The sequence below is a fragment of the Nocardiopsis listeri NBRC 13360 genome (genome assembly GCF_001570765.1).
Classification (GTDB): Bacteria; Actinomycetota; Actinomycetes; order Streptosporangiales; family Streptosporangiaceae; genus Nocardiopsis; species Nocardiopsis listeri.
The window spans coordinates 21,491-43,414 of record NZ_BCSH01000026.1 but is presented as its reverse complement, the minus strand read 5'-3'; the positions used below and the strand labels follow the sequence as shown (position 1 = coordinate 43,414).

The 21,924-nt window shown below is 67.0% G+C and carries 20 protein-coding genes; 5 read left to right on the top strand and 15 right to left on the bottom strand.

Going from position 1 to position 21,924, the window contains the following annotated elements; all coding sequences use genetic code 11:
* Positions 1-92: 92 nt before the first annotated feature.
* From NLI01S_RS09545 to NLI01S_RS25170, 7 genes are all read right to left on the bottom strand, one after another.
* Entirely contained in the window at positions 93-1,388 is a 1,296-nt protein-coding gene (locus NLI01S_RS09545) for an MFS transporter (protein ID WP_067602488.1), read from the bottom strand.
* Positions 1,389-1,507: 119 nt separating this feature from the next.
* The gene (locus NLI01S_RS09540; RefSeq protein WP_067602485.1) at positions 1,508-1,900 is read right to left on the bottom strand and encodes a VOC family protein; all 393 of its coding nucleotides are present in this window, start codon (positions 1,898-1,900) and stop codon (positions 1,508-1,510) included.
* Between the two features lie 105 nt (positions 1,901-2,005).
* Positions 2,006-2,257 carry a hypothetical protein gene (locus tag NLI01S_RS09535; protein WP_067602481.1) on the bottom strand — a complete coding sequence of 84 codons (252 nt, stop codon included), beginning with the start codon at positions 2,255-2,257 and terminating at the stop codon, positions 2,006-2,008.
* The gene (locus NLI01S_RS09530; protein WP_157090997.1) at positions 2,254-2,559 is read right to left on the bottom strand and encodes a hypothetical protein; all 306 of its coding nucleotides are present in this window, start codon (positions 2,557-2,559) and stop codon (positions 2,254-2,256) included. The genes NLI01S_RS09535 and NLI01S_RS09530 overlap by 4 nt, the downstream gene beginning before the upstream one ends.
* A 14-nt stretch (positions 2,560-2,573) precedes the next feature.
* Positions 2,574-3,038, bottom strand: a complete 465-nt coding sequence (locus NLI01S_RS26790; protein WP_449289442.1) for a variant leucine-rich repeat-containing protein — start codon at positions 3,036-3,038, stop codon at positions 2,574-2,576.
* A 524-nt stretch (positions 3,039-3,562) separates the two neighbouring features.
* Positions 3,563-4,078, bottom strand: coding sequence for a hypothetical protein (locus NLI01S_RS09525; RefSeq protein ID WP_223809181.1), 516 nt, complete (start codon positions 4,076-4,078; stop codon positions 3,563-3,565).
* Positions 4,075-4,257 (bottom strand): hypothetical protein, encoded by a 183-nt coding sequence (locus NLI01S_RS25170; protein ID WP_084392436.1) that lies wholly within the window; start codon positions 4,255-4,257, stop codon positions 4,075-4,077. The genes NLI01S_RS09525 and NLI01S_RS25170 overlap by 4 nt, the downstream gene beginning before the upstream one ends.
* Before the next feature lie 160 nt (positions 4,258-4,417).
* Between NLI01S_RS25170 and NLI01S_RS09520 the strand changes: the two genes are divergently transcribed.
* Positions 4,418-4,693 (top strand): GntR family transcriptional regulator, encoded by a 276-nt coding sequence (locus tag NLI01S_RS09520; RefSeq protein WP_067602475.1) that lies wholly within the window; start codon positions 4,418-4,420, stop codon positions 4,691-4,693.
* A 305-nt stretch (positions 4,694-4,998) separates the two neighbouring features.
* Here NLI01S_RS09520 and NLI01S_RS09515 read toward each other — a convergent pair whose 3' ends face one another.
* The gene (locus tag NLI01S_RS09515) at positions 4,999-5,886 is read right to left on the bottom strand and encodes an ion transporter (protein WP_223809180.1); all 888 of its coding nucleotides are present in this window, start codon (positions 5,884-5,886) and stop codon (positions 4,999-5,001) included.
* 520 nt (positions 5,887-6,406) lie between these two features.
* Here NLI01S_RS09515 and NLI01S_RS09510 point away from each other — a divergent pair.
* Positions 6,407-6,958: a thymidine kinase gene (locus NLI01S_RS09510; protein ID WP_067602472.1), complete on the top strand. Its 552-nt coding sequence runs from the start codon at positions 6,407-6,409 to the stop codon at positions 6,956-6,958.
* A 19-nt stretch (positions 6,959-6,977) separates the two neighbouring features.
* Here the strand turns inward: NLI01S_RS09510 and NLI01S_RS25675 are convergent, their stop codons facing one another.
* The 4 genes from NLI01S_RS25675 to NLI01S_RS25670 all read right to left on the bottom strand — a co-directional run bounded on the left by NLI01S_RS25675 (position 6,978) and on the right by NLI01S_RS25670 (position 11,966).
* A complete protein-coding gene (locus tag NLI01S_RS25675; protein WP_157090996.1) occupies positions 6,978-7,760 on the bottom strand; it encodes a hypothetical protein in 783 nt (260 codons plus the stop codon).
* Positions 7,761-7,762: 2 nt separating this feature from the next.
* Positions 7,763-8,821 (bottom strand): C40 family peptidase, encoded by a 1,059-nt coding sequence (locus tag NLI01S_RS09505; protein WP_371850607.1) that lies wholly within the window; start codon positions 8,819-8,821, stop codon positions 7,763-7,765.
* A 112-nt stretch (positions 8,822-8,933) separates the two neighbouring features.
* Positions 8,934-9,605, bottom strand: coding sequence for a hypothetical protein (locus tag NLI01S_RS09500; RefSeq protein ID WP_190318413.1), 672 nt, complete (start codon positions 9,603-9,605; stop codon positions 8,934-8,936).
* 33 nt (positions 9,606-9,638) lie between these two features.
* A complete protein-coding gene (locus tag NLI01S_RS25670) occupies positions 9,639-11,966 on the bottom strand; it encodes a type IV secretion system protein (RefSeq protein ID WP_157090995.1) in 2,328 nt (775 codons plus the stop codon).
* A 706-nt stretch (positions 11,967-12,672) separates the two neighbouring features.
* Here NLI01S_RS25670 and NLI01S_RS09485 point away from each other — a divergent pair.
* The 3 genes from NLI01S_RS09485 to NLI01S_RS26295 all read left to right on the top strand — a co-directional run bounded on the left by NLI01S_RS09485 (position 12,673) and on the right by NLI01S_RS26295 (position 16,795).
* The gene (locus NLI01S_RS09485; RefSeq protein ID WP_067602464.1) at positions 12,673-13,092 is read left to right on the top strand and encodes a hypothetical protein; all 420 of its coding nucleotides are present in this window, start codon (positions 12,673-12,675) and stop codon (positions 13,090-13,092) included.
* A 67-nt stretch (positions 13,093-13,159) separates the two neighbouring features.
* Complete coding sequence (locus NLI01S_RS09480; RefSeq protein ID WP_067602461.1) at positions 13,160-14,341, top strand: hypothetical protein; 1,182 nt, start codon at positions 13,160-13,162, stop codon at positions 14,339-14,341.
* A gap of 648 nt (positions 14,342-14,989) precedes the next feature.
* A complete protein-coding gene (locus tag NLI01S_RS26295; RefSeq protein ID WP_067602455.1) occupies positions 14,990-16,795 on the top strand; it encodes a serine/threonine-protein kinase in 1,806 nt (601 codons plus the stop codon).
* Between the two features lie 77 nt (positions 16,796-16,872).
* Here the strand turns inward: NLI01S_RS26295 and NLI01S_RS09465 are convergent, their stop codons facing one another.
* From NLI01S_RS09465 to NLI01S_RS09455, 3 genes are all read right to left on the bottom strand, one after another.
* Entirely contained in the window at positions 16,873-18,168 is a 1,296-nt protein-coding gene (locus NLI01S_RS09465) for a DUF6891 domain-containing protein (protein ID WP_067602452.1), read from the bottom strand.
* A gap of 117 nt (positions 18,169-18,285) precedes the next feature.
* Positions 18,286-19,329 (bottom strand): hypothetical protein, encoded by a 1,044-nt coding sequence (locus tag NLI01S_RS09460; RefSeq protein WP_067602448.1) that lies wholly within the window; start codon positions 19,327-19,329, stop codon positions 18,286-18,288.
* Positions 19,330-19,398: 69 nt separating this feature from the next.
* On the bottom strand, positions 19,399-21,849 hold the full coding sequence (locus NLI01S_RS09455) for an ATP-binding protein (RefSeq protein ID WP_067602445.1): 2,451 nt from the start codon (positions 21,847-21,849) through the stop codon (positions 19,399-19,401).
* Positions 21,850-21,924 lie beyond the last annotated feature (75 nt).

Here is a 21,924-nt window from a genome sequence, read left to right as displayed (position 1 = left end):
CTCCCAGCGCCGGTTTCGACGCCTTGGGGTCGAGTGGTTGTTACAAGGAGCAAGAAGTCGTTGAGTGCTTCGGCCGGGAGGGGCGGGAGCGATCATGGTCGCGGGTGTTCGACCTGATCGGTGACCTGGGCCGCCTCGACCTGGTCCGCCTCGGTCACCACCCGGCGCAGGGCCGGTACCGCCAGGGCCAGCGAGACCAGCACCAGCACGCCCGAGGCGATCGGGACGTAGTACAGCTCCACCCGCCCGAGGAGACCCGCCGCGAGCGCCGCGACCGGACCGAAGGCGGTGCCGGACACCTGCACGAACGACATCACCCTCCCCAACTGGTGTCCGGGGACGATCAGCTGGATGGCGCCGAGCATCACGATGTTGGACGCGGTGATCACGAACCCGAGCACGACCCACGCCACCACGGCCGCGTAGGCGTTCGGGGCCAGTCCGAAGCCCAGAAAGCACAGTCCGGTGACGGTGAAGAAGACCAGCTCCAGGCGGAACCGGCCCAGCCGGGCCACCATCACTCCGACCGTGGCCGCGCCCAGGAGCGCGCCCAGCGCGGACGATCCGAGGAACGCCCCGTACAGGGCCGCCGGCACCCCGAAGTGGTTCTGCGCGATCAGCACCATGACGGCGCTCAGCGCGGTGAAGGCGGCGTTGAGCGCCAGGTTGAACAGCAGGATCGGGCCGAGGGAGCTTCCCCGAAAGACGAAGACGAATCCCTCGCGCAGGTCTGCCAGAGCCGAGGGCCGCCCCCTGCCTCCGGCACCGGCAGCACCGTCGACGTCGTTCCCGGGAGAGCGACGCACCGCCAAGGGCAACCCGAGCAGGACCAGCGCTCCGAGAACGTAGGCGCCGGCGTTGGCCGCGATGGGCACGAAGGCCATGATCGCGAACAGGAATCCGGCGATCGGCCCACCCGCGAAGTCCTGGGTGACGGTTCGCCCGCCCTCGATACGCCCGTTGGCCCTATCGATGGTCCCCGCCGGGGCGAGGTTCGGCATGAGCGCCTTGCCGGCCAGGTCGTAGAACACCTCGCAGGTCATGACGGTGAACATGACCGCGTACAGAACCCAGATGGTGGCGCTGCCGGTCGCGACGAGAACGGCCAAGGCCACGAGCGCGACCGAGCGGGCCACGTTGGCGCCGATCATCAGCCGCACCCGGTCGACCCGGTCGACGATCACCCCGGCGGCCAACCCGAACAACAGGAAGGGCAGGAAGCGGGCGGCGATCAGCCCGGACACCAGGAGCGGGTCGTTGGTGAACAACGCCGCGACCAGTGGCAGGGCGATGGCCATCATGCCGTCGCCGAGGTCACTGGCCAGGCTCCCGAGCCAGAAGCGGTTGAAGTCCCGACCGAGGCCGGGTTTGCGCGTGGCCTTGTGCAAGGGGCGGCCTTTCCGAGGGGGATGGGGGCCGTGTGGCCTGCTTCATCCTGCCCGGCCGACCCTTCGCCCTCAAGGCCCGTCCATGACTCGCCCCGTTGTCGCTTGAAAACCCCTCGGGGTCAGGGGAGGCGGGTGGACAGGACGCAGAACTCGTTGCCCTCCGGGTCGGTCATGATGACCCAACTGAACTCGCTCCGCCCACCGTCGGTTCGGCGGGCGCCCAGATCGACCAGACGGCGGACCTCGTCGGCCTGTTCCCGGTCGGTGGGGTTGACGTCGATGTGCAGTCGGTTCTTGGCGGACTTGCCCTCGGGCACGCGGGCGAAGGTCAGCGCCGGAGGCACCGGCCCCACACGGTTCTCGTCCTCGGCGGCCGTGGCCGGGCCGATGGCGACGAACGCGCCTTCGTCCTCCACAGCCAGCACCTCGTAGTCCAGGACCGCGCACCAGAAACGGGCGAGGGCCTCCGGCTCCGCACAGTCGATCGCGAGCTCGGTGAACTTACCGGCCATGTCGGAACCTCCGGGTCGAGTGGCGAGGGCTCTCGCTCACCCGACATCCGACCACACGACCCACCCTCGATCCCACTGATTTTCCGGCGCGTGGGCCGGCGGGTGTCAGGGCTGTTGGGGGAACTGCGGGGGCTGGTTCGGGGGCTGTGGGGGCTGGTGCGGCGGGTACTGCTGCTGTGGCGGGAAGGGCGGGCCGGGCGGCGGAGGCGGCGGGGTCGGGCGCTGCTGCGGCACGAAGGTGATGATCGCCGAAGCCAGCATTCCGATGCCGGTGATGCCCAGCAGGATCGCGCCCGCTCCGGCGGAACCGTACATGTGGCTGCTCGCAGCGGACGCGCTGCCGAAGCCGTTGATCATCCCGATGAGGCCGGCCAGGACACCGAGGACCCCGCCGTGATGGCCGCCCACTTCTTACCGGTCACCAACGACGTCACGGCGAAGCCGATGAGCGCCAGGAAGAGGACGAGCAGGATCGCCCCCTCACCGCCGGCCTCCTCCGAGAAGTAGTTGACGCTCACCGAGTAGCCCATGTGCGAAGCCGAGACCAGGGGCATGAACAGCGAGATGATCGCGATGAGCGCGATCACGGGAAGCGCGAACCGGAACCAGATCGTCCAGTGCACGGGAGCGCCCGGAGCCTGGCCGGACCGTTGGCTCACGGTCTGCGCGGCGTTCAGGGCGGCGGGGGCGACGGTGTTGGTGAAGTAGTCCTTGGCACCGTCGGCGAACTGTTTGGCACCCGAGGCCGGCTGCTGCGCGCCCTGGGGTGCCTGTGATGCCTCCTGGGGCCGGCCGGGGTACTGACCGCCGGGGTGCGGCTGCCCGGGGTAGGGCTGACCGGGGTGGGGCGGCCCGCCCTGCGGCGGCGGGCCCGGCTGTCCCGGAGGTCGCTGACCGCCGGTCGGCGCGCCGAACGGCGGCTGCGCACCGGTGGAAGTGGGGGCTGCGGGGCGGACGGAGGCGTGTTCCGCCGAATGTGTCCGGCCAGCTCCTGGTCACAATTGGGGTGGCTCTGGATCTGCGGCCAAAGATCCGGACGAGCGGCGGCGATCTGCCGCAACGTCGTCGGGTCGATGCTCGGATCAGCCAGTTCCTGAGCTGAATAACTGGCGGGATCACGCTGCCCTGGCGGGTTCATCTTGGCTCCTAGGGGATGTCTCAGGGAGGCTCGGCGCACCTGCTCGAGAAAGTACCACCGTGGAGTAAACCGATTTCACCGTGAGTCACCGATTCCGCTACGTTCCTCATGAATTCGCGTCCTTTCGGAGCACCGTTGGGAGAATGGTGGTAAAAGGGGCCGCCGCCACTTCGACGATATTCGGCATCGATGCTGTTCACAGCCTCGGGGGCGAATTCGTGGCGGCCCATGTTCCTCGGTGTCACTCGCCGCACGTCGAACGAGGTGCGGCGGCCGCCCCGGACCGACCAGGACGGAGTTCCGGCACGTCCTGGACCGGGGAGCGCGCGGCCCGCCCCGAGCCGTGTGCGGGCGCCGCTCCGGTGGCCGGTACCGGCCACCGGTCCATGGCCCGGATCACGGTCGCGGTCGAAACCGAGTGGAACGGAGAAGGGGCGCCCGGCCTTCCCGGAGGCGCGGACGGTGAACGGGCGGGGCGGTGGCCCCGGCACGGGGTACGGACGCCGGGGCCACCGGACCGGGACCTACTCCTGGAGCGGCTCGCGCAACCAGGGCTCGGGCAGCGGGGAGCGTTCGACGAGCGCGTCGTTCAACCGTCGCCAGTACCGGCCGGCCTCGGCCAACGCCCGCCAGGCGACCACCACTCCCCCGACCTCGCGCAGCGCCTCGCTCACCGAGTCGTAGCAATGGGTGGCGTAGTCGTAGGCGATCCCCCGCTCATCCGGCGGAGCGGACGGCCGCACCATGGAAGCGAGCCAGGTGGAGGGCAGGGGCTCACCGGAACGGATCCGTCGGTCGAGTTCGGAGAAGAGGCGGTCGGCCCGAGCCAGCGTCCAGGCGGCGTGCGCAGGTCGGCCGGGGTGGTCGAGGAGCCGGCAGATCCCCGCGACCAACTCATCGGACCGAGTGGTCTTGGAGGTCGAGGCGACCGGGCGAGCGAGTGCGGGCGGAGAGGATTCGAAGGGCTCGGTGGACCGGGTGGACTCGGGGGCCTCGGTGGACTCTGCGGTCTCGGAGAGTCCGGGAACGTCGGTGTTCATGCGCAGCACGCCCTCACGGTCGCCTCGGGCAGATTCCTCGCGTAGCGCCGAACCCGACGGGAGCGGCGGCGGATCTCCGAGGTGAGCTGTCGTGCGTAGCCGTAGGGGGTGGTGTGCAGGCCTCGCGAGGGGCGAGAGAGCCGCACGAGCATGGCGAGTAGGGCCAGTAGGATCTTCATCGTCGTCCTGTCTTAGTCAGGTCGGCCACGGCCCCGGGGCGTGTGTCCGCACGTCGCCGGGGTCCCTGTTGGTTCAGGTAACCATACCTTTACCTTGCCATGGCTAGCCATAGCCTGCCTCAGATTTATCTGATAGGGCACTACCTGTCAGCGTCAGATCATGGCAGACACAAGCATTCCCGCTGGCTACGGTCCTGACTCTGAACTGGACTACGAAGGCCCCGATCCGGTGTGGCTCCAGCTGACCGCGGTGATGATCGCCCGCATCGAACGCGGCGACTACCCGGTGAACCGACCCATCCCGAGCATCGCCGGACTGGTTCAGGAATTCGGTCTCGCAAGAGGCACCGTCCGCAAGACCGCTGCCCACCTCGCAGCCCTCGGCTACGTGCGGATCGTGAACGGCAAGGGAGCGTTCGTCCTACCTCGGGACTGAGGGCCTGTCGGGTCACCGAACGAGGGATTCGGTCACCGCGACCTCAACGGACAGAGCCGCCGGAGATTCAGTGCGGAGCGTATCCAAGCCGTGACCATGGAATTGTCGGCTTCGCCCCTGTAAGGGCGCCCCGGGCGCAGAAAACCTCGAAGAGGATCCTCGAAACCGTCGCGCGAGCGCGCCCGTGTCCTACATAATTCTTATCGAGGGTGGGGACGGCCCGCCGGGGGTTTCACTACTCGTTTTCCCCGGTGGGTCCCCTTCCACCACTCACCTTTCCCGGGATATGTGATTTGCGGTGGGGACTAATCAACTTCCCGGGATTCGGTCTCAGGACCGGGGCTCTCCGTTGAGGAGAATGGGGGAACTCCGTGGGTGCTGTTGGCAGAGGGAGCAGCCGGGGGTACGGAGTGATCAACGAGGGAGTCCCGGTCCTGTGACTGAATCCTGCTCTGTAGGTACTGGACCTGAGTGGTCAGCGCGTCCAACTTCGCGATCACCTCGTTGTGCTGGACCAGTTCGAGCTCCTGGTCCTCTTCCCAGCGACCTTCGCTGTACTCCTGCTCCATCGCGGTGACGATCACGCCGATCACCAGGTTCAGCATGATGAACGCCGTGAGCACGATGTACAGGACGAAGAAGATCCACGCGTTGGGATGTTGTTCCAACACCGCGTCCGAGACGTCCGGCCAATTCTCCGTGGTCATGAGCAGGAACATCGTGTACAGCGTGGTGCCGAGGTCACCGAAGAACTCGGGCACGTCCTCGCCGAACATCTGCTGGCCGAGGATCGCCGACACGTAGATGACGATCAGCAACAGCCCGATCACCGTGCCCATGCCGGGGACCGCTTTGAAGAGCGCTCCTATGATCTGACGCATCTGCGGGACCGCGGTGATGAGTCGAAGGATCCGCAACACCCGCAGGATCCGCAACACCGCGAACGGTCCGGTCGACGGGATCAGCGAGATGACGACCACACCGAAGTCGAACCAGTTCCAGGGATCCTTCCAGAACCTGCCCCGCCAGGCGTAGAGCTTCAGGGCCATCTCAATGGTGAAGATACCTATGATGACCCTCTCTACGATGAGGAGATACGGAAGGGCAGAACCCCCATAAGTGGCCCATCCCAATATGACGGCGTTGACCATAATCACGAAGAACATGGTGTTCGAGAACCATCGGCTCTCCACAAACTTAGTGACCTGGCCGCGCCGCAATGCCACTTCCCCCTCAACGTTGAGACCTTGCAATAGGACAAGGTTCGCCAAATATATCGAAGCCCTTGTTCACGCTTCGAAGTGCCCTTGCTCACCGAAGTACATCCATACGACCACAGAGTCGATGGTCCCCCTCTACGGCGGCGGACACCACCCCATGACGTTACGACGATCCGGCACCGAACGAGTCGACAACCCACAGCCCAAGGCCCTGATCAAGGGCACTTTTCGGGCTCATCGAGGGGTGCTCTCCACCACAGCCTGGATGACGAAGCGGCCGCATTCGGCCACCCAGCGAACGCGAGAGCACCCGGCCACGCGATGCGCCCGGCGCTCGGTGACCGATAAGACGCACGATGCGCCGCTCGCATAGAGGGCTGACAGCGTCGGAGCGGGTGAGATAAGAGGACCCCGCCGCTGGTATGTTCACCTCTGGCCTCGGTGACGCTCCGAGCCGCTGCCCCTGCCCAGCGCCCCCGACCGAGGAAGAAGCATGGCGGAGCTGAAGTACTTCACCGGTTCGATGAATTCGGGCAAGAGCACCATGGCTCTCCAAGAGCACCACTCTCGCGGGGGTGAGGGTGTGCTCTACACGAAGCAGGACCGGGCCGGCTCCGGGATCATCTCGTCCCGGCTGGGCTTGAAGTCCCCCGCCGTCGAGGTGGGGGACGTCCTGGACCTGTACGACGACGTCGCCGACCGCAAGGCCCCCTACGTCATCTGTGACGAGGCCCAGTTCTTGTCATACAAACAGGTCGGACAGTTGGCGGGTGTGGTCGACGGCATGGGCATCGACGTGTACTGCTACGGGATCCTGACGGACTTCCAGGGGCAGTTGTTCCCCGGCTCGAAGCGCCTGGTGGAGCTGGCCGACAGGATAGAGGTTCTGCCGGTCTACGCGCGCTGCTGGTGCGGCAACCGCGCCACGCATAACGCGCGGGTGGTCGATGGCGTGATGGTGTACCAGGGCGCTCAGGTCCACATCGGTGGCAACGAGTCGTACACGACCCTGTGCCGCCACCACTTCATGGCCGGCGTTGCCTAGTTCAGAACTTTAACCCATGTCAGGATGGAATAACCCTAGACAGGCGACCTTCAAGTCTACTTACCAGGTCTTCTGCCTGACGCTCGAAGTCAAACTCTGGAACCTGACCAGCCTCCGCACCTGATGGGTCACCCTTGAAACGAATTTCGTAAGTCGCACTCCGAGTCTGTGCGATCACGAGGTACTGAGACGTGCCATATTCATCTGCCCCATAGAAAGACTGCGCCTTTTCAGACCAGTCATGGGACTCTTCGTTCTCCAAAGATTGGAATTCATCACTCGCACCGGCAACCTTAGTTTCGAACTCATCAGAGGCAACCTGATCTCGGTCCATTCCAGGATCATAGATCACAGCATCAAACCTGAACTCAAAATCCCAAAGGCTCGTAGTCCCGTAATGCGGGTCCACCCTAAAGTGGCATTCTCCTGAGACCACCCTGCCAGCATCAGCGTCATAAGAAGGTTCCATAGCCTCATCGGAGTGAGCACTCCCGAGAGCATCTTCGATGGTGATTTCAGATACATGCGCCAGGTAGTCATCGCAAAGATTCATACCTCCCGGATCCAGCTCTTCTCGCGGCTGGGCGGGTTGCGCACCAATAATCGCTTCCTCTTCTGGAGCTGCAAATCCGGAGGAGGCCGTGCTAATCAACATGCTCAGCGCCCCAACGATGACTCCGAAAACACCGAAGGCTGCAAGGCTCCCACAGCCGAAGACCGCCACAGCAGCCTTCCAGCCATGCAGACCCTTCTTCGCCGGCTCCTTGTGCCTTGTTTCTTCTTCGGTCTTCGTATCCGACAAGGTTAAGCCTGCGCTTCCAGCTGGGCCTTCACTTCGGGGTGCTCAAGCGGACGGGTGAACCCCACGATGTCCGCACGATTGGGGTCATCGTACTCGCGCACCGCGATCGGTCCACAGTTGGTGCACCAGGCCTCGACCATCAGTCCGTCGCCGACGACCATTCCCATGTGACCGGGCCCCGGGGGTTCTCCTGCACGCGTGACGTTAAAGAAGACCAGGTCACCAGGCTGTTCCTCCCCTATCGGAACTTCTGGACCAAAGTTCCACTGGTCCTGAGAAACCCGGGGAACAGTCACCCCGATGCTCTCGTAAGCCTTCATGGTCAAACCGGAGCAGTCGAACCCGTTCGGCCCCGTCCCACCCCAGACATACGGCTTTCCTCGCTGGTCAAGAGCCCAATCGACGACGGCTTGAGTCAAGTCGTCCGGGGCGCTGCCGATCGGCGCACCATCTTGGTCCACCTGACAGAGCACCGCCGTACGAACGGAGTCGGTGGAGTCGAATGCGCCTTCCGCGTAGCGGTCGGCCCACTCCAACACATCGTCCACGTACCACCAGGCGTGGTTGTAGCCATAGATGGCCTGACGGACGTCATCCTCGATCCCATGGGCGATGAGATAGTCGGCAGAGGCCGGGATCGCGTCGGCGGGGTCGTACACGTTGACGACCCCGTCATCGTTCCCGTCCAAGCCATAACCCTGTTCCGGGCGTTCCTCCACAGCCTGGATCGGTTCACCGCCCCAACTGTTCCCGGCGGCAGAACCGTCCAAGGCCCCGAACTGCATCGGGCCGGCGGCGCCCCAGTCGTTGTGGCCTTCGGTGATCCCGGGCCCCTCCCAACGACCGTGGTGCGACTCGACCTGGCCGACCCCGGCGAGGATGTTCCACGGGATCCCTCGGTCTTCGCCCACGTCCTGGTAGATCTCCAGGTAGTTCTCCGGGATGGAGTCCATGGCGTACTCGCTGCTGTCCGGCTGATCCGCGTCGGCGTTGGGACCGCAGACCACCCCGGACGCGAGAAGGGTACCGACGTTGTTGGTGGTGATCGCGGGAACCAACATCAAGGTCAGAAAGACGAGACCGGCGACACCGATCACCGCGATCAGCCCGACTCGGGTCAGGCATGAGCCGCCCGAATCAGGGGTCGAGGGTTGCCGCTGCCAGAGCATGTGGCTATTCCTCCCCGAACTGACCGGCCTCGGCGGGCTGGAAGTCGAAGACCTCCCAGGAACCGCCTTCCTTGATCACGGTGATCGCGAACTCTCCCAGCTCTTCGTCGAACTCTGCTGCACCCGTCTCGGTGATGGACTGGGCCGTGACCACGAAGGTGATGGAGTCGGATCCGTAGGTGCGGATGGAATCGACCTCGGCCCGCCCCTGAGCGACGGCTTCCGCCTCACTCCTCTCCTCCCAGAAGGCTCCCGCCCGGTTGGCGTCGGAGAGCACTTCCGCGTACTCGTCGGTGGACAGAACCTCCATCGACGCGTAGTACGACTCGGGAGGTTCGGAGTAGTCGATGGTCCCGTAGGCCTCGGCAAAAGCCTTGGCCGTCGCGCCGGCGGCCTGGAACTCCGCCTCGGTGAAGGGGAACCAGCCGAGGACGTCCTGGTCCTCGGTGTCGGTGGTCGGGATCGGGCTCGGCGGCACCGTGGCCAGCCCACCGGGAGCACTTCCGGCCGAATCCGGCCCTTCCTCGGTGGGAGCGACCTGCCGAGGCGGCCCGGAGGCCCCCTCTTCTTCGTCGCTGAACCCACCGAGGCTGAAGTAGATCCCGAACCCGGCCAGGGCCGCGATCAGAACGATCACGACCAGCCGCTGTGTGCGCTCGGGGAGAGGGTTGGGCATGGTCTTCAGTTGCCTTGTCGTCTACTCGTCGGCCTAGTCATCGTTCAGCCAGAAGGGCACGTCCCGTTTCCGGTCCCGGGTCGAGTTTCCACCCTCGCCCCAGAAGGGGGTGATGGGGGCGTTGTCACGACGCTTGTCGGAACCGGTCAGCCAACCGCCCTCACGGTCGCCTCGACCACCACTCGCGGGCGGCGGAGCCGGACGCGACGGACGCTGCGGAGCGGGACGGTCGCGCTTCTCCCGAGGAGCTCCCCACCGAGATCCACGGTTCCCGACGTTGCCCTGAGCAGGGGTCTCTCCACGGCCACTGAAGATGCCACGTCCGGAGCTGGGTTCGGGCCGATCGGAGCTTGCGGCCCGAGAGTTCCCGCCACCACCACCGAAGGCTCCGCCACGGTTGGAAGCACTACCGTCGTTACGGGTCGGGCTGTCATTGCGTCCGCCGGTGCCGAACACCGAAGCCCAGCCACTGTCGCCGGTTCCGGTGTAGCCACCCGCAGGCCGAGGCGGGATGTTCCCGTTGTTGGAGTTACCGCTGTCGGCGAGGTTGGGGGCCTGGTCAGTGGTGCGGTTACCGCCGTTCGGACGTCCGGCGCTCGCGGCGGAGGCGGTGTTGCGCCGGTTGACGTTGAGGGGTGGCGGGGCCTCGTTGCCGCGCACCCGGCCATATCCGCCTGCGCCTCGGACCCGGGCAGGCTCTCCGGCCTCGCCGACAGCCTCTTCGGGGGTTCGTCCATCGGTGGTCACACCAGGCGCTCCGGCGCCGTTGGCCGGAACGCCGGCCGCGGCGCCCGCGATCATTCCCGCTCGTTGACGGCCCCAGTTCTGAGCCTTGAGGTAGGCGACGGGGGGCAGGACGGCCGCGCTGTTTCCAAGCGCCTGGCTGCGAGCCGCATCACTGACGATCCGCGAGGTGAAGGAGTTCGCGTTCACCGAAGCGAACAGGTAGGCGAAGGTCTTGCGGTAGATGAAGAGCGCCAGGGTGAACAGGGCCAGCAGGATCATCTGTAGGCCCCAGCCAAGGCTCGTCGACATGACGATGCCGTAGCTCATGACCAAGAGCGCTATCAGCAAGACCACGAAGATCTGTTTCAGCAGGAAGCCCACCATGAGTTCGACCCACCGAAGTAGTACCGTGCGCCCGTAACCCGGATGGATCCCGATGAGCAAGAAAATCGGCGAGAGCATGAAGAGCAACATGAAGCCGATTTTCAGGACGATCAGGGCAACCGATCCAGCAAGAATCAACCCGCCAGCGAAAATAGAAGAGAAGAGTGCCAAACTCGCCACCCCAAGCCGACTTCCCTGATCAGCCCCCGAGAACATCGGATAGACACTCGGGTAAGTAGACTCAATATCATCAGCGATGGCTTGGTATGCATCTTGCTTATCTTCATACAGCGCGGAAGGATCAACTTCTTCGTCAAGAATCTGCTGCTGTTCGATCCGACTTACACCCTGAGCTGCAATCAGGTCCATGGAATGGTCAATGGTCACGTCCTCAGCAAGGCTGTCACTACCAAACTGGCCAGCCACCCACGGCTGACAAACCAGGCTCGACCACATCATGTCCGCGTTACGACGCACTTGAAAATCAGCCTCCGATTCCCAATCCGCGCGTTCAGGTGGCTCAGCACCAGCAGGGCAAGCACCTGAACCACCACCATAGGGAACCTGACCAATAGTACTGGTCACCAGCTGAGTACCGGAGTTCACCAGGCTGCTACCCAACCCCATCACCTGTGAAGGGTTGATCAGAATCCACATCCCGAGCGCGGTCGCCGCCACCATCCAGATCGTCGACTCGATGGTCAGGGTCATCCGTTTACGGATCAGACCGAACCACCCGAGCCAGATAGCGCCCAGGATGACAATGGTCGGGATCAGCGGTCGCCACACGCCTTCGCGCAAGGCGATGACGACGTTTTCCACCGTTTCGGTGAAACTGGCGAGCAACCCGTCGGAAGTGGCCGCCTGGTAAACGGTGATCGTCGACTGGTTGATGGTCTTCGAAAGGTCCCAGGCCGAGTTCGCGAGGGTGGCCTGAGCCCCGTTGGCCATCCCGTCGACGCAGGACTCGGTGATCATGTGCCATTGCTGCCCGGCCGTTCCGTACTGGCCGTACATGCTGGCGTCAGGGGGAAGTCCGTCCGGGGATCCCTCGATCGCCGATTGCGATTGCGGGGGAACGAGAAGGCCGTCGGATCCGCTTCCGGCGGACTCGGGCAGTGGAGCGGGCTGGCCTGGGCACAGGGGGTTGGCCGTCGCGCTGGTGAGCGGGATCAGGATGAACCCACAGAGCATCAGGAACGTCATCAGGAGGCGTCGCCATCCCCGCCGGTGGACGTGCTGATGCGTCATCTGCTGAGCTCCTGCGTCGTGTGTTCGTCCGGGATGATGGCAGACCAGAAGGCCTCACGCCGCACACACTCCCACGCGCCACCCGGCACGCGGTCCGTCCGCGACAACAAGGCCCCCGCATGTCTTTACCCCATCCTCTATGGTGCGCCATCACCGGGCCGGGGGTTGGCTGCAACGCGACTCGTTTTCTTCTCGACACCTCCGGACCACTCCACCACCGGGGGACGAATCGCCGATTCAGTGACGTTTCCGCAGGTAAAGGCGTCGACCGGACACCCGTAACTCCCGATAACCGCGAGGCCACAATTTGCTGGCCACGAGGAGACTATGATCGGCGTCACAGCACCTTTCGTATCGAAAATCGGACATAGGGCAACCTTTCAGACTGGGACCGGGTTCCTATAGCTGCTTCGGTGGGAGCCGCAGTGTGTATTGACGTTGGGCCGAAACGGTCCCGGTACCTTCCCTGTCCGAGTCCGGGCCTTTCCCTTCGTCCCCGCCCCAGGCCCCCGCGCCCGCTTCCCCCACCACATCTGCTCACCACGCCGGGAACCCCGACGCCGCGAAGCCCGTCCTACCGGACCCGCCTCTATCCCCGGCGCCCGTGTCCCGTCCGACGCTCACCATCCGAGTGACGCGTCCCGGGTGGAGAACCACATGGGCGAGGGCGGGGCACCCACATTCCGACAGGTGACAGGAGCCGCAAATGGCGGAGATCGCACGGAACTCCCTCGTCGTTCCGGTCGACGACGGCATGATCCGCATCGCCGACTTCAAGGAGGTCGTGGACCCGAGCGTTCCCCGGCGGGAGATCTCGCCGGTCATCAGCGAGAGGGGCGACCACCTCTACATCCACTGTTCGGAAGGGGCGGGCCGTGTGCGGGTGACCGCTCGTTTCTTCGACGCTCCAGGAGAGGGCGGCGACGCGTCGATGACGGACGCGGGGACCGCACGGTTGACCTTCCGATCACAGTTCCTGGCGATCCAGGGCGCCCCTGGGAGCAACGTCCTTTGGGGTGCGCCCTTCCAGGGGCCGGTGCAGGTCAGGGTCTTCCATACGGGACGCTCCAAGGTCGACGGTTCCGAGGAGGAGGGGTACCTGCTCGACTTCGCTCCGGTCCGCTAAAGGACGGTCGCGAGCGCTTGGATCCGAGTACCGTACGAGCCGCCCCTGCCCCTCCCCCCGGAGCGTCATGAGTCCCGTTCCTCCCGATCCCCTCCAGCCCTGCGCGGAACCACCCAAGCCCTCGCCGGATCGGACGTTCTGGCGGACGCGGCTACCGGCCCTGGTCACCACCGTGTTGCTCCTGCCCACACTGGTCGCGGTGACGGTGATGCCGATCGGCATGATCGTCGGGACCATCATGGCGTTCGTCTTCTTGCCCGCCAGCGTCATCGGGGTCGTGCTCACCTGCTGCGCCGTACTGATCCCGTTGGTGGTCATCGCCACCGTGGCCTGGTACGCGCTCAAGCGCTCCGGGTGGCGGCGCCCCATGGGCATCGTGCTGGTGCTGTACGTGGCGTTGGCGCTGCCGCTGCTGCCGGTGAAGGCGGTGGTGCTGCTGTCCGAGGCGGGCCTGCTCCGCACCCCCGATCCGGTCGGCATGGGTTCCGAGGATCCGCCCTGGTTCCTGTGGGCCTATTCGCTCGTGGGCGCCGTCCTGATCGTCCTGGTGGTCATGGAGTTCCTGGCCGTGGTGCGGGCGCGACGCGTCGGGGAAGGGGCCGGAGGCGGAGGTGGGCCGACCGGTTCCGGGTGGGACGGGATCGGCGCGGCCGCCGTGGCCCTGTCCGTGGTGGCCGTGCCCATGTCGTCGCTCGCCTACGAGGGCGCTGCCCGGGAGACCGCCGACCATGTGGCCGCGGACGTGTCGGTCATCAGCGAACTCGAAGACCCGCCGGTGGTACTCGACCACACGACCTGGGCCCCCTGGTGGGTGGGCGTCCGTGATGGCGACGATCGGGTCGAGGTCCACTACCGCCGAGAGCCCGAGGCGATCCTGGAGGTGCACACGGTCCCACTCGTTCCCGAGGCGGTCGAGTGTTGGGAGGAACCCGAGGAGGCCGGCTGTGCGCCGGCGAGGACCCGGTTGCCGGAGTTGGGCGAAGGCGAGGTTCGAGTGGCACTGAACCTGGAGACTCCCTCGGCACCCGTGGACGCGTCGACCGTCGTCTACCTGGAGATCCCCGACAGTGACCGGATGGTGGTGCTGGTACCGGGGATCGACCAGAGCCGAAGCTTTCTTCAGGGGCGGGTGCGGTACGACATCTCCGAGAGGGAACTCCTGGAGTACGCCGAGGGGCTGTACCTGATGGACCAGGGCGACACCGAGGCCGTGCACCGACTGGCCCTGGCCGCCCACCTGGCGTGGTGATCGGCCGGGCCGAGTGGACTGGGCGGTTCGGGTTCCCTCGGCTCCGCCTGGCCGCCGTGCCGCTGTGGACCCGCGGGATCCAAAGGTCCCGGAACCGTTGGGGCACGGTGATCCTCGTCCTGCTGCTCCCGGTGACCTCCGTGGGGTGGGGTCGGGCGCTATGGCTGACCGAACTCACCGCACGCATTCGCCCGGTAACGGAGAAGGAATATTCGGTGTTGGTGAGTGGACTCGGCTGAACTTCGGTCGACTCGAGTGAACTCAGGGCACCCCGGGAACCCGGGGTCATCGGGGGAATTCCTCCTCTCTCTTCGTGGCCGAATGAGGACGCGGAGGAAGGAAAATTCGGGCTGGAAGTCAGGTATTCCAACCTTTGTCCGAGAGGAGTACGGGAGAAGCATTCGAGGATGCCGAAGGAACGAATCGCTTGACCTATCGGGCAGGTAGAGGCACGTCCCGAGCCCTGGGAAGGCTTGAAACACCGGCGCGCACGGCTGACCGATCACGGTCAACCGTCCTTGGTCCCCAATGTGTTCATCGACCCATCGGTCTACGGTGGAGTTTCGGTTCCGACTGGATCATTGAAACGGCGTCCCCTCCCCTACATCGTTACTCCGAACCGCACCGTAAGAAAGGAAACCTTCCCCCATGTGGACCCCCGAACACGCCACCGTCGGCCGTTACGAACTTCGCGGGCGCCTGGGTTCGGGTGGGATGGGAACGGTCTGGCACGCGTTCGACCCGATACTGCAACGGGACGTGGCGGTCAAGGAGGTCCTGCTGCCGGACGGCATGAGCGAGGAGGACCGGAACGAAGCGCACGCCCGGACGCTGCGCGAGGCGCAGGCGACCGCGCGGATCCACCACAGCGCCATCGTCACCGTCCACGACGTCCTCGAACACGACGGGAGCCCGTGGATCGTCATGGAGCTGCTCAGCGGCTCCTCCCTACACCACCGCATCGAGACGCACGGGCCCATGCCGGTGGAACGGGTGGAGGAGGCCGCCCGGGCGCTGCTGGGCGGGCTGAAGGCGGCGCACGCGGTCGGGGTGACCCACCGGGACGTCAAGCCCGCCAACATCATGCTCACCGAGGACGACCGGACCGTCCTGATGGACTTCGGGATCGCCAACGTCGACGGCAGCGCCGCGCTCACCCAGACGGGTGTGTACATCGGCTCGCCCGAGTACATGGCTCCGGAACGGTTCGAGGGCGAACGCGCGCTGCCGGCATCGGACCTGTGGAGCCTGGGCGTGACCCTGTACTCGTTGTTGGAGGGGCGTTCGCCGTTCAAGCGGGGCAGCGTCACGGGGATGATCAGCGCGGTGCTGACCGCCCCGGTACCGCCGCACCTGAGCCGGAACGAGGCTGCGGGCTCGCCGCGCGGGGCGGCGTTGCAGGCGCTCATCTCGGCGCTGCTCACCCGGGAGACGGGTGCCCGGCCCAGCCCGTCGGAGGCACTGGAGCTGCTGGAGCGGGAGCGGCGGAACGCGCAGCGGGACGTGCGGACCCGGAAGACGGCGCTGCCGGAGGAGACGACCGTCGAGTCGGCGGCGATGGTGGGACAGGTGGGGCCGGTGGCGGTTTCGCGGACGTTGAGGGTCGAGGCCGGGACGGAGCCGCACGTGGGGGCGGCGGAGGAGCTGTCGCGAGGGCCGGCACGGGGGACGGCGGGGCGGGGCGTCGCCGCGCGGGGCGCGTCAGGGCCGGAAGTCCGGAAGGTGGGTGAGCCGAGACCGGGGACCCCGGCGCAGGGTTCTCCGGCACGGAATCAGCCCGTGCCCGTCTGGGGAGGACCGACCCCGGTGCCGCGCGGCCCCGTCCCCGTCCCCGTCCCTCGGCAAGGTGGGCCACAGCCCTTGGTCCACGCCCGGGCTCGGACTCGGCAGCAGATCGACGCCCGGAGCGGGCACCCGTCGCCGGTCCCGCGACAGGCCGGTGCGACCACCGAGGCGGCTCGGAACTTCCTCGAAGGCACCGGCTACACACCCAGCGGAACCCTCACCTCCGTGGAACCGGAGAAGCCCGCCGGTGTGCTCACCGCCATGGGCATGCTCGGCCTCAACGCGGTGGTGTTGTTCGTCTTCACCATCGTGACCGTCGTCGGCTCGACGAACTCGGCCGCTCCGTCGTGGGGCACGGCCCTGTTCCTCGGCACGTGGGGGTTACTGTCGGCACTCGGAGCGCTGGCGATGCCGACCCGGTTCCGGTCGGTGTTCGCGCTGGTGGTGGTCGGGCAGGCCTGTGGGGTGGTGTCCCTGGGCATCCGGATGTTCGAGGTGATCGTCCACGATCCCGACCTCGTCGTGCTCTACGTGTTGGCGCTGCTGTACACGAGCACGGTCGGCGGGCTACTGCTCCTACCGGCGCCCTCCCGTGCCTTCTTCCGCCTCGGTCGAGGGAAACCCACACGGGTGGAGGACGGGCACGTGGGGAGACGTTTCCTCCGGTGAAGTCGAAGCCGTACTCCACGGCGCGCTTCGAAGGGTCCTCGGGTCCGGCCGGACCGCCGCTCCCCCACGGGCGCCGCCTACTCCCACGCGATGGTGCGGACGCCCTCCTTCTCCGGCAGGCCCGAGTCACCGTCCAGGGCGAGCCGGCACACCAGGTCCTCGGCGTCCGCCAGGTCGCCGAAACACCCGTACGACATCCGTCGGTCCGGTTCCGGGTTCTCCAGCCACAGGGTGTGTTCGTCCTGCCACAGCAACTGCAACGTGGCACCCGTGAACGACCGGAAGACCAGGAACGCCCCAAGGCTGGGGGTGGTCCGGTAGAGCAACGACCGGGCCTCGGCCAGCTCCAGGGGCACGGCGGACACACGCGAGGCGGTGCCCAGGGGGTGGGGGTCGTCGTGGGCGACCTCCACGAATCCGGTGGGGTCGGGGCGCGCGTCGCGGGCGGGCAAGGACCCGTCCACCGCCCAGCGTCCCAGGATCTCGTCGAGGTGGCGGCGGTCCAGGCGGCGCTCGGACCCCACGACGCGCATGCGGTCGAAGTCGCGGTCCAGGGTGATGCTTCCACCGGTGATCGGACTGGTGACCGTGACGGACATGTCGGAGGGCAGCCAGGGCAGGAACAGGCGGGTGAACTCGCGGACCGGGACGCGGCGGTTCCGGTCCTCGCCCCACCAGGTGAGCCTGTTGTCGACGGGGCTGGTGAGCACCACGTCGATGGTGGGTTCGCGGTCCACGTCCGGGCCGGGGTGGGCGGCCGACTGACCGAGCCGCCGACAGCGCCACTCCATGTCGATCCGGATGCGGTTGACCGACTCGTCCGTCCACATCGCGTCCAGGCCGTGGGCCTGGAGTACTTCCAGGATCTCCTTGGCGACGGCGTGGGTGAGACGCCCCTGGCCGGGATCGAAGGTCAGCCACAGGCCCTCGCCGGCGAACGCCAGTTCGATGTCGGTGTCGAAGAAGTAGACGACCGCGCGCGCCCTCGGGTCCTGGGCGACGACGAGCCGCCACAGGTGGACCTCGCCGCCGCTGTCGGCGAGGCAGCCGTCGCAACAGTCCAACGCCTCGAAGTAGGGGATGCCGATCGCGGCGAGTGCCTGGCCCGCGCGTTCGAGCCGGTCCACCTCGGTGCGTACCGGCCACTTGCGCTGCCGGCGCAGATGTCGGGCGAAGGCCCGGTCCAGGATCTCCCGCAGTACCGGCGTACCCGGATGCTCCACACGAGGGTCGGGGCCGCCGTTCTCCGCCAGCGTGTCGGACACCTCGGTGAGGATCTCTCCGAACCCCTGCCGGCCCGTCGCCACGCGGACGGCCATCTCCTCCCGGAGGGCGGCATGAGGGTCGTCGCCGCTCACCCGTTCAACATTCATTCGCACAATGTGCCAGACCCGGGCGGCCCGTGTGCGGGGAACAGGTGAAGCTCCACCGACCGATTTCGGCCTCGACCCCACGGAGGGTCTCGAAGGTCCTCGGACGCGCCGTCGTGGTCAGGCGGAGACGTCGCTCAACCCGATGGCGGCGGCGTGCACGCGGGCGGCGCTCTCGTCCCGAACCCTCCTGGCGGCCTCGGTGGTCCGGGTGAGTTCGGCGACCTCGGGGGACTCCTCCGCCAACAGGGACGCCTCGATCCTCAGCTCCGCGTAGGCGTCGAGCGCCGTGACGGCCTCCTCGCACTGTTCCCATTCCCGGTGGGCCACCACCGCGGCCTCCACCAGGTGCCCGTACTCGACGATCTGTTCGACTCGGGTGCGGATGTGCTCCTCGGTGGCGACCAGGTGTTCCTGTTGTGCGTGGAGTACCCGGCGGACCCTGTCGGTGGTGGCGTGTCGCCGGCGCAGGAGGTACTCGCGCCGCAGTTCCCGTCGTCTGGAGAGCAGGGAGGCGATGCGCCACTCCTGTTCACGCAGCACGGCGAGTCCGCGGTCGGTGTCGAGGGCGTCGGAGCCGGCCAGTTCCACCCGCGCGTCGACGACCCGGTCGATGGCGTGCTGCACGTCCACCAGCAGCCCGTGGTCGGCGGTGCCGATGTCCCCGGGGAGCAGGACGCGGTCCCGGTGGTCGGCCCGTGGTCGCCGTCTTCGGCCGGAGGTCAGTACGTCGGCGGTGACGGTGCCGGTGAGCAGCGCGAACAGTGTTCCCGAGGTGAGCAGGGGCGACACGATGGGCATGACGCCGAACAGCCACAGGGGCGTGACGGCCAGTGCTCCCGCGCCGAGCAGTCCGCCGGTGACCTGTACCCAGCGGGCCGCGTCGGAGCGCAGTCCCAGCGCGGTGACGTAGGCGACCAGGCCGATGGTGGCGATGACCATGCCCGGGAAGCCACCGGCCGATCCCAGGACGATGGCGAGGGTGAGGCCCACCCAGAAGAGCCGGCCCCAGGCCTGGCGCAGGCGTTCGCCCCGCAGGAGTCCGTCGCTCCGTTCCGTGGAGAGGTGCGGGGCGGTGGTGGCCCAACGGCGGGCGTCCTCGCGGGTGTCCTCTGGCAGGGCGGTGTCGACTACGGGGCGGGGCCGGCTGACGTCCTCACTCATGGGCGATCCCTTGTGAGTGGTGGGGGTCCGGGGAGGGCTTCCCCTGTAGATCCCCACCACCGGGGCGTCCTACTCCTCGCGGCCGTTTGCGGACACCAACGGCCGTTCGCGGGTGGGGTTGGTGTCCAGCCACCGCAGCAACGACTCCGAGACCAGGTCGACGGCGATGCGTCCGGTACGTCCGTCGAGATCGCGGAAGAGGCACTCACCGTTGCCGAGGTTGCGCAGTACCGCCATGTGGTCCTCGTTGGTGTCCACGCCGAGCAGGTCCATGACGCTGGCGACCTCGTGCGCCTCGCTGGAGCGGAACGCGAACACCGACGACAGACAGTTGGTGACCTGTTCGTTGAGCATGTCGCCGGCGTTCTGGGAGACGAGGATGAGCGCGGTGTTGCGGGAGCGCCCCATGCGGGACACCTCCGGGACGAGCTTGGCGCCCTCGGGGGTGGAGGTGACCGCCCAGGCCTCGTCCAGGAAGATCGCCTTGGGCAGGCGGCGGTCCAGGCCGTTCATGAGGCGGCGGGCGAACTGCGACACCAGGTAGAGCAGGGCCACCGACAGGCGCTGTTCGTAGGAGTAGTCGTCGCGGTGGACTCCGGAGTCGGGCAGGGTGAGGCCGCCCAGGGTGAACACGGTGGTCCATCCCTCGGTGTCGATGCGCGCCTCGCCCTGGGGGTCGAAGCACAGGGAGGCCAGGCGCATCTCCGCCATGGACCCGAGCACCGCTCCGAGGTTGCGGGAGGCGGCGTCCTCGGAGGCGGTGAGGTGGTCGACGACCTTGGCCAGGGACGGCTGTGGTTGGTTGGCGACGGTGGCCACGGCCTGGATCATCGCGGACTCGCGTTCCTCGCTCATGCGGGGAAGGAGCAGGCGCAGCGTCTCGGTGGCCATGGTCTTCTTCGCGGCGAGGTCGTCACCGAACGCGAAGGGGTCGAGCAGTCCGGGCTGTGCCGAACCCAGCGACATGATCCTGGCCTTGCGACCGCGGTGCTTGAGCAGTTCCACGAGGGATTCCGCGTCGCCCTTGGGGTCGATGGCGGCGACGGTGACCCCGCGCAGCGCGAGCTGGTAGATCATCAGCAGCGCCAGGGTGGTCTTGCCACCGCCGGGTTCGCCGGTGATGGCGATGGCGGTGGGGCGGTTGCGTGCGGCGGCGACCATGGGGTCGAAGTGGACGATGGAACGCGCCCGGCCGGTGGTCTCGCCGACGTAGGGGCCGACCCACCCGCCGCCGGAGGCGTCCGCGCGGTCGCCGACGTCGACCGTGGCGGTGGGCATGCCGCCGGCGATGGTGCGCAGCGGCTGGCGCTGGGCGTAGGCGTTCAGGCGGATGCGGTCGCCCGGCAGGGACTCGTTGAACAAGGAGAACTGGTCGCCGGTGGAGTTGATGACGTCGATGCCGATGTCGCGGTAGTGCTCCACGACGGCCTCCACCTGCTGCACGAGGAGGCGTTCGGTGGGTGCGGACACCATGAGCCGGTGCCAGCCGTACACGAACGGCAGGCGCTCCTTGGTGATGCCGTGTTCGAGCATGCGGGCGGCGTCGATCTGCTCCGCCAGGGCGATGGGCGCCTCCACGCCGGCCTCGCGGATGTGCGCGTCCATGTCCCGCGCGTGCGCGAGTTTGCGGCCCACGTCCTTGGACGCCTTCGCCGGCGGGATGAGTTTCATCCGCAGGGAGAGCTCGACGGGGAAGGGCAGTGCGTCGGCGTGGTGCAGCCAGGGTTCGCCGTCGGGGAAGGGCATGAGGTCGGGGAAGCGGGAGAAGGACAGGAACGCCACGTAGGTGGAGCCGGCGGGCTGTTCCAGGCGCAACATGGAACGGCCGTTGTGGACGACCCCGTCCACGAGCGCCTCGATCTCGCCGCGCCCCCAGGTGCGGCGGCCGGCCGCGGAGGGCTGGATCTCCTCGGCGGTGCCGGAGACGGCGTGCCGAATGAGCCAGGCGATCTCGTCGGCGGAGGCGTGGCGGGCGTGCAGGGAGCTGGCGGTCAGGGCACGACCCAGCCGCTCGGACTGGTCGGTCCAGCGGGCGAGCTCCTTGTCCTCGATGGCGTCGTCGTTGATGCCGAGGACCTGCTCGGTGCGCTGGTAGGCGCCGAACACCTGGGAGAACAGTCCCATTCCCACGCCGGCGTTGCGCTGTCCGAGGCGCACCCCGAGGTAGACCTCCTTGGTCCAGAAGTCCTTGGCCCACACGTGCCGGTACATCTCGTCGAGGTAGTCGTACCAGCCGGGGCCGCTGTCGGCGGTGCCGTCGAGTTCGGTGGCCCATTGAGCGGCCGGGTAGGTGCGGTGGGCGACCCTCAGGTGCACCTCGGCGTCGTTCATGCGGATGGCGGCGAGGGCGATGGTGATGTTCGTGGCGAGGGCCTGGCGGTCCTCGGGCGTGGTGAACTCGTAGGAGACCGTCGGGAGTCGGAAGTAGGCCCATGCCTCGTTGTCGCTGAGGAGGACCCGGTCGTCGAAGTAGCGGACCGCGAGACGGGTCGCCCCACGAGTCCCCCTGGTACCGGTCATCGCGCGATCGCCCTGCCCTTCTGGTCGCTTACGGCGGAGGGTGCCGCTCCCATAGTGAAGCATCGAGGACGGGCC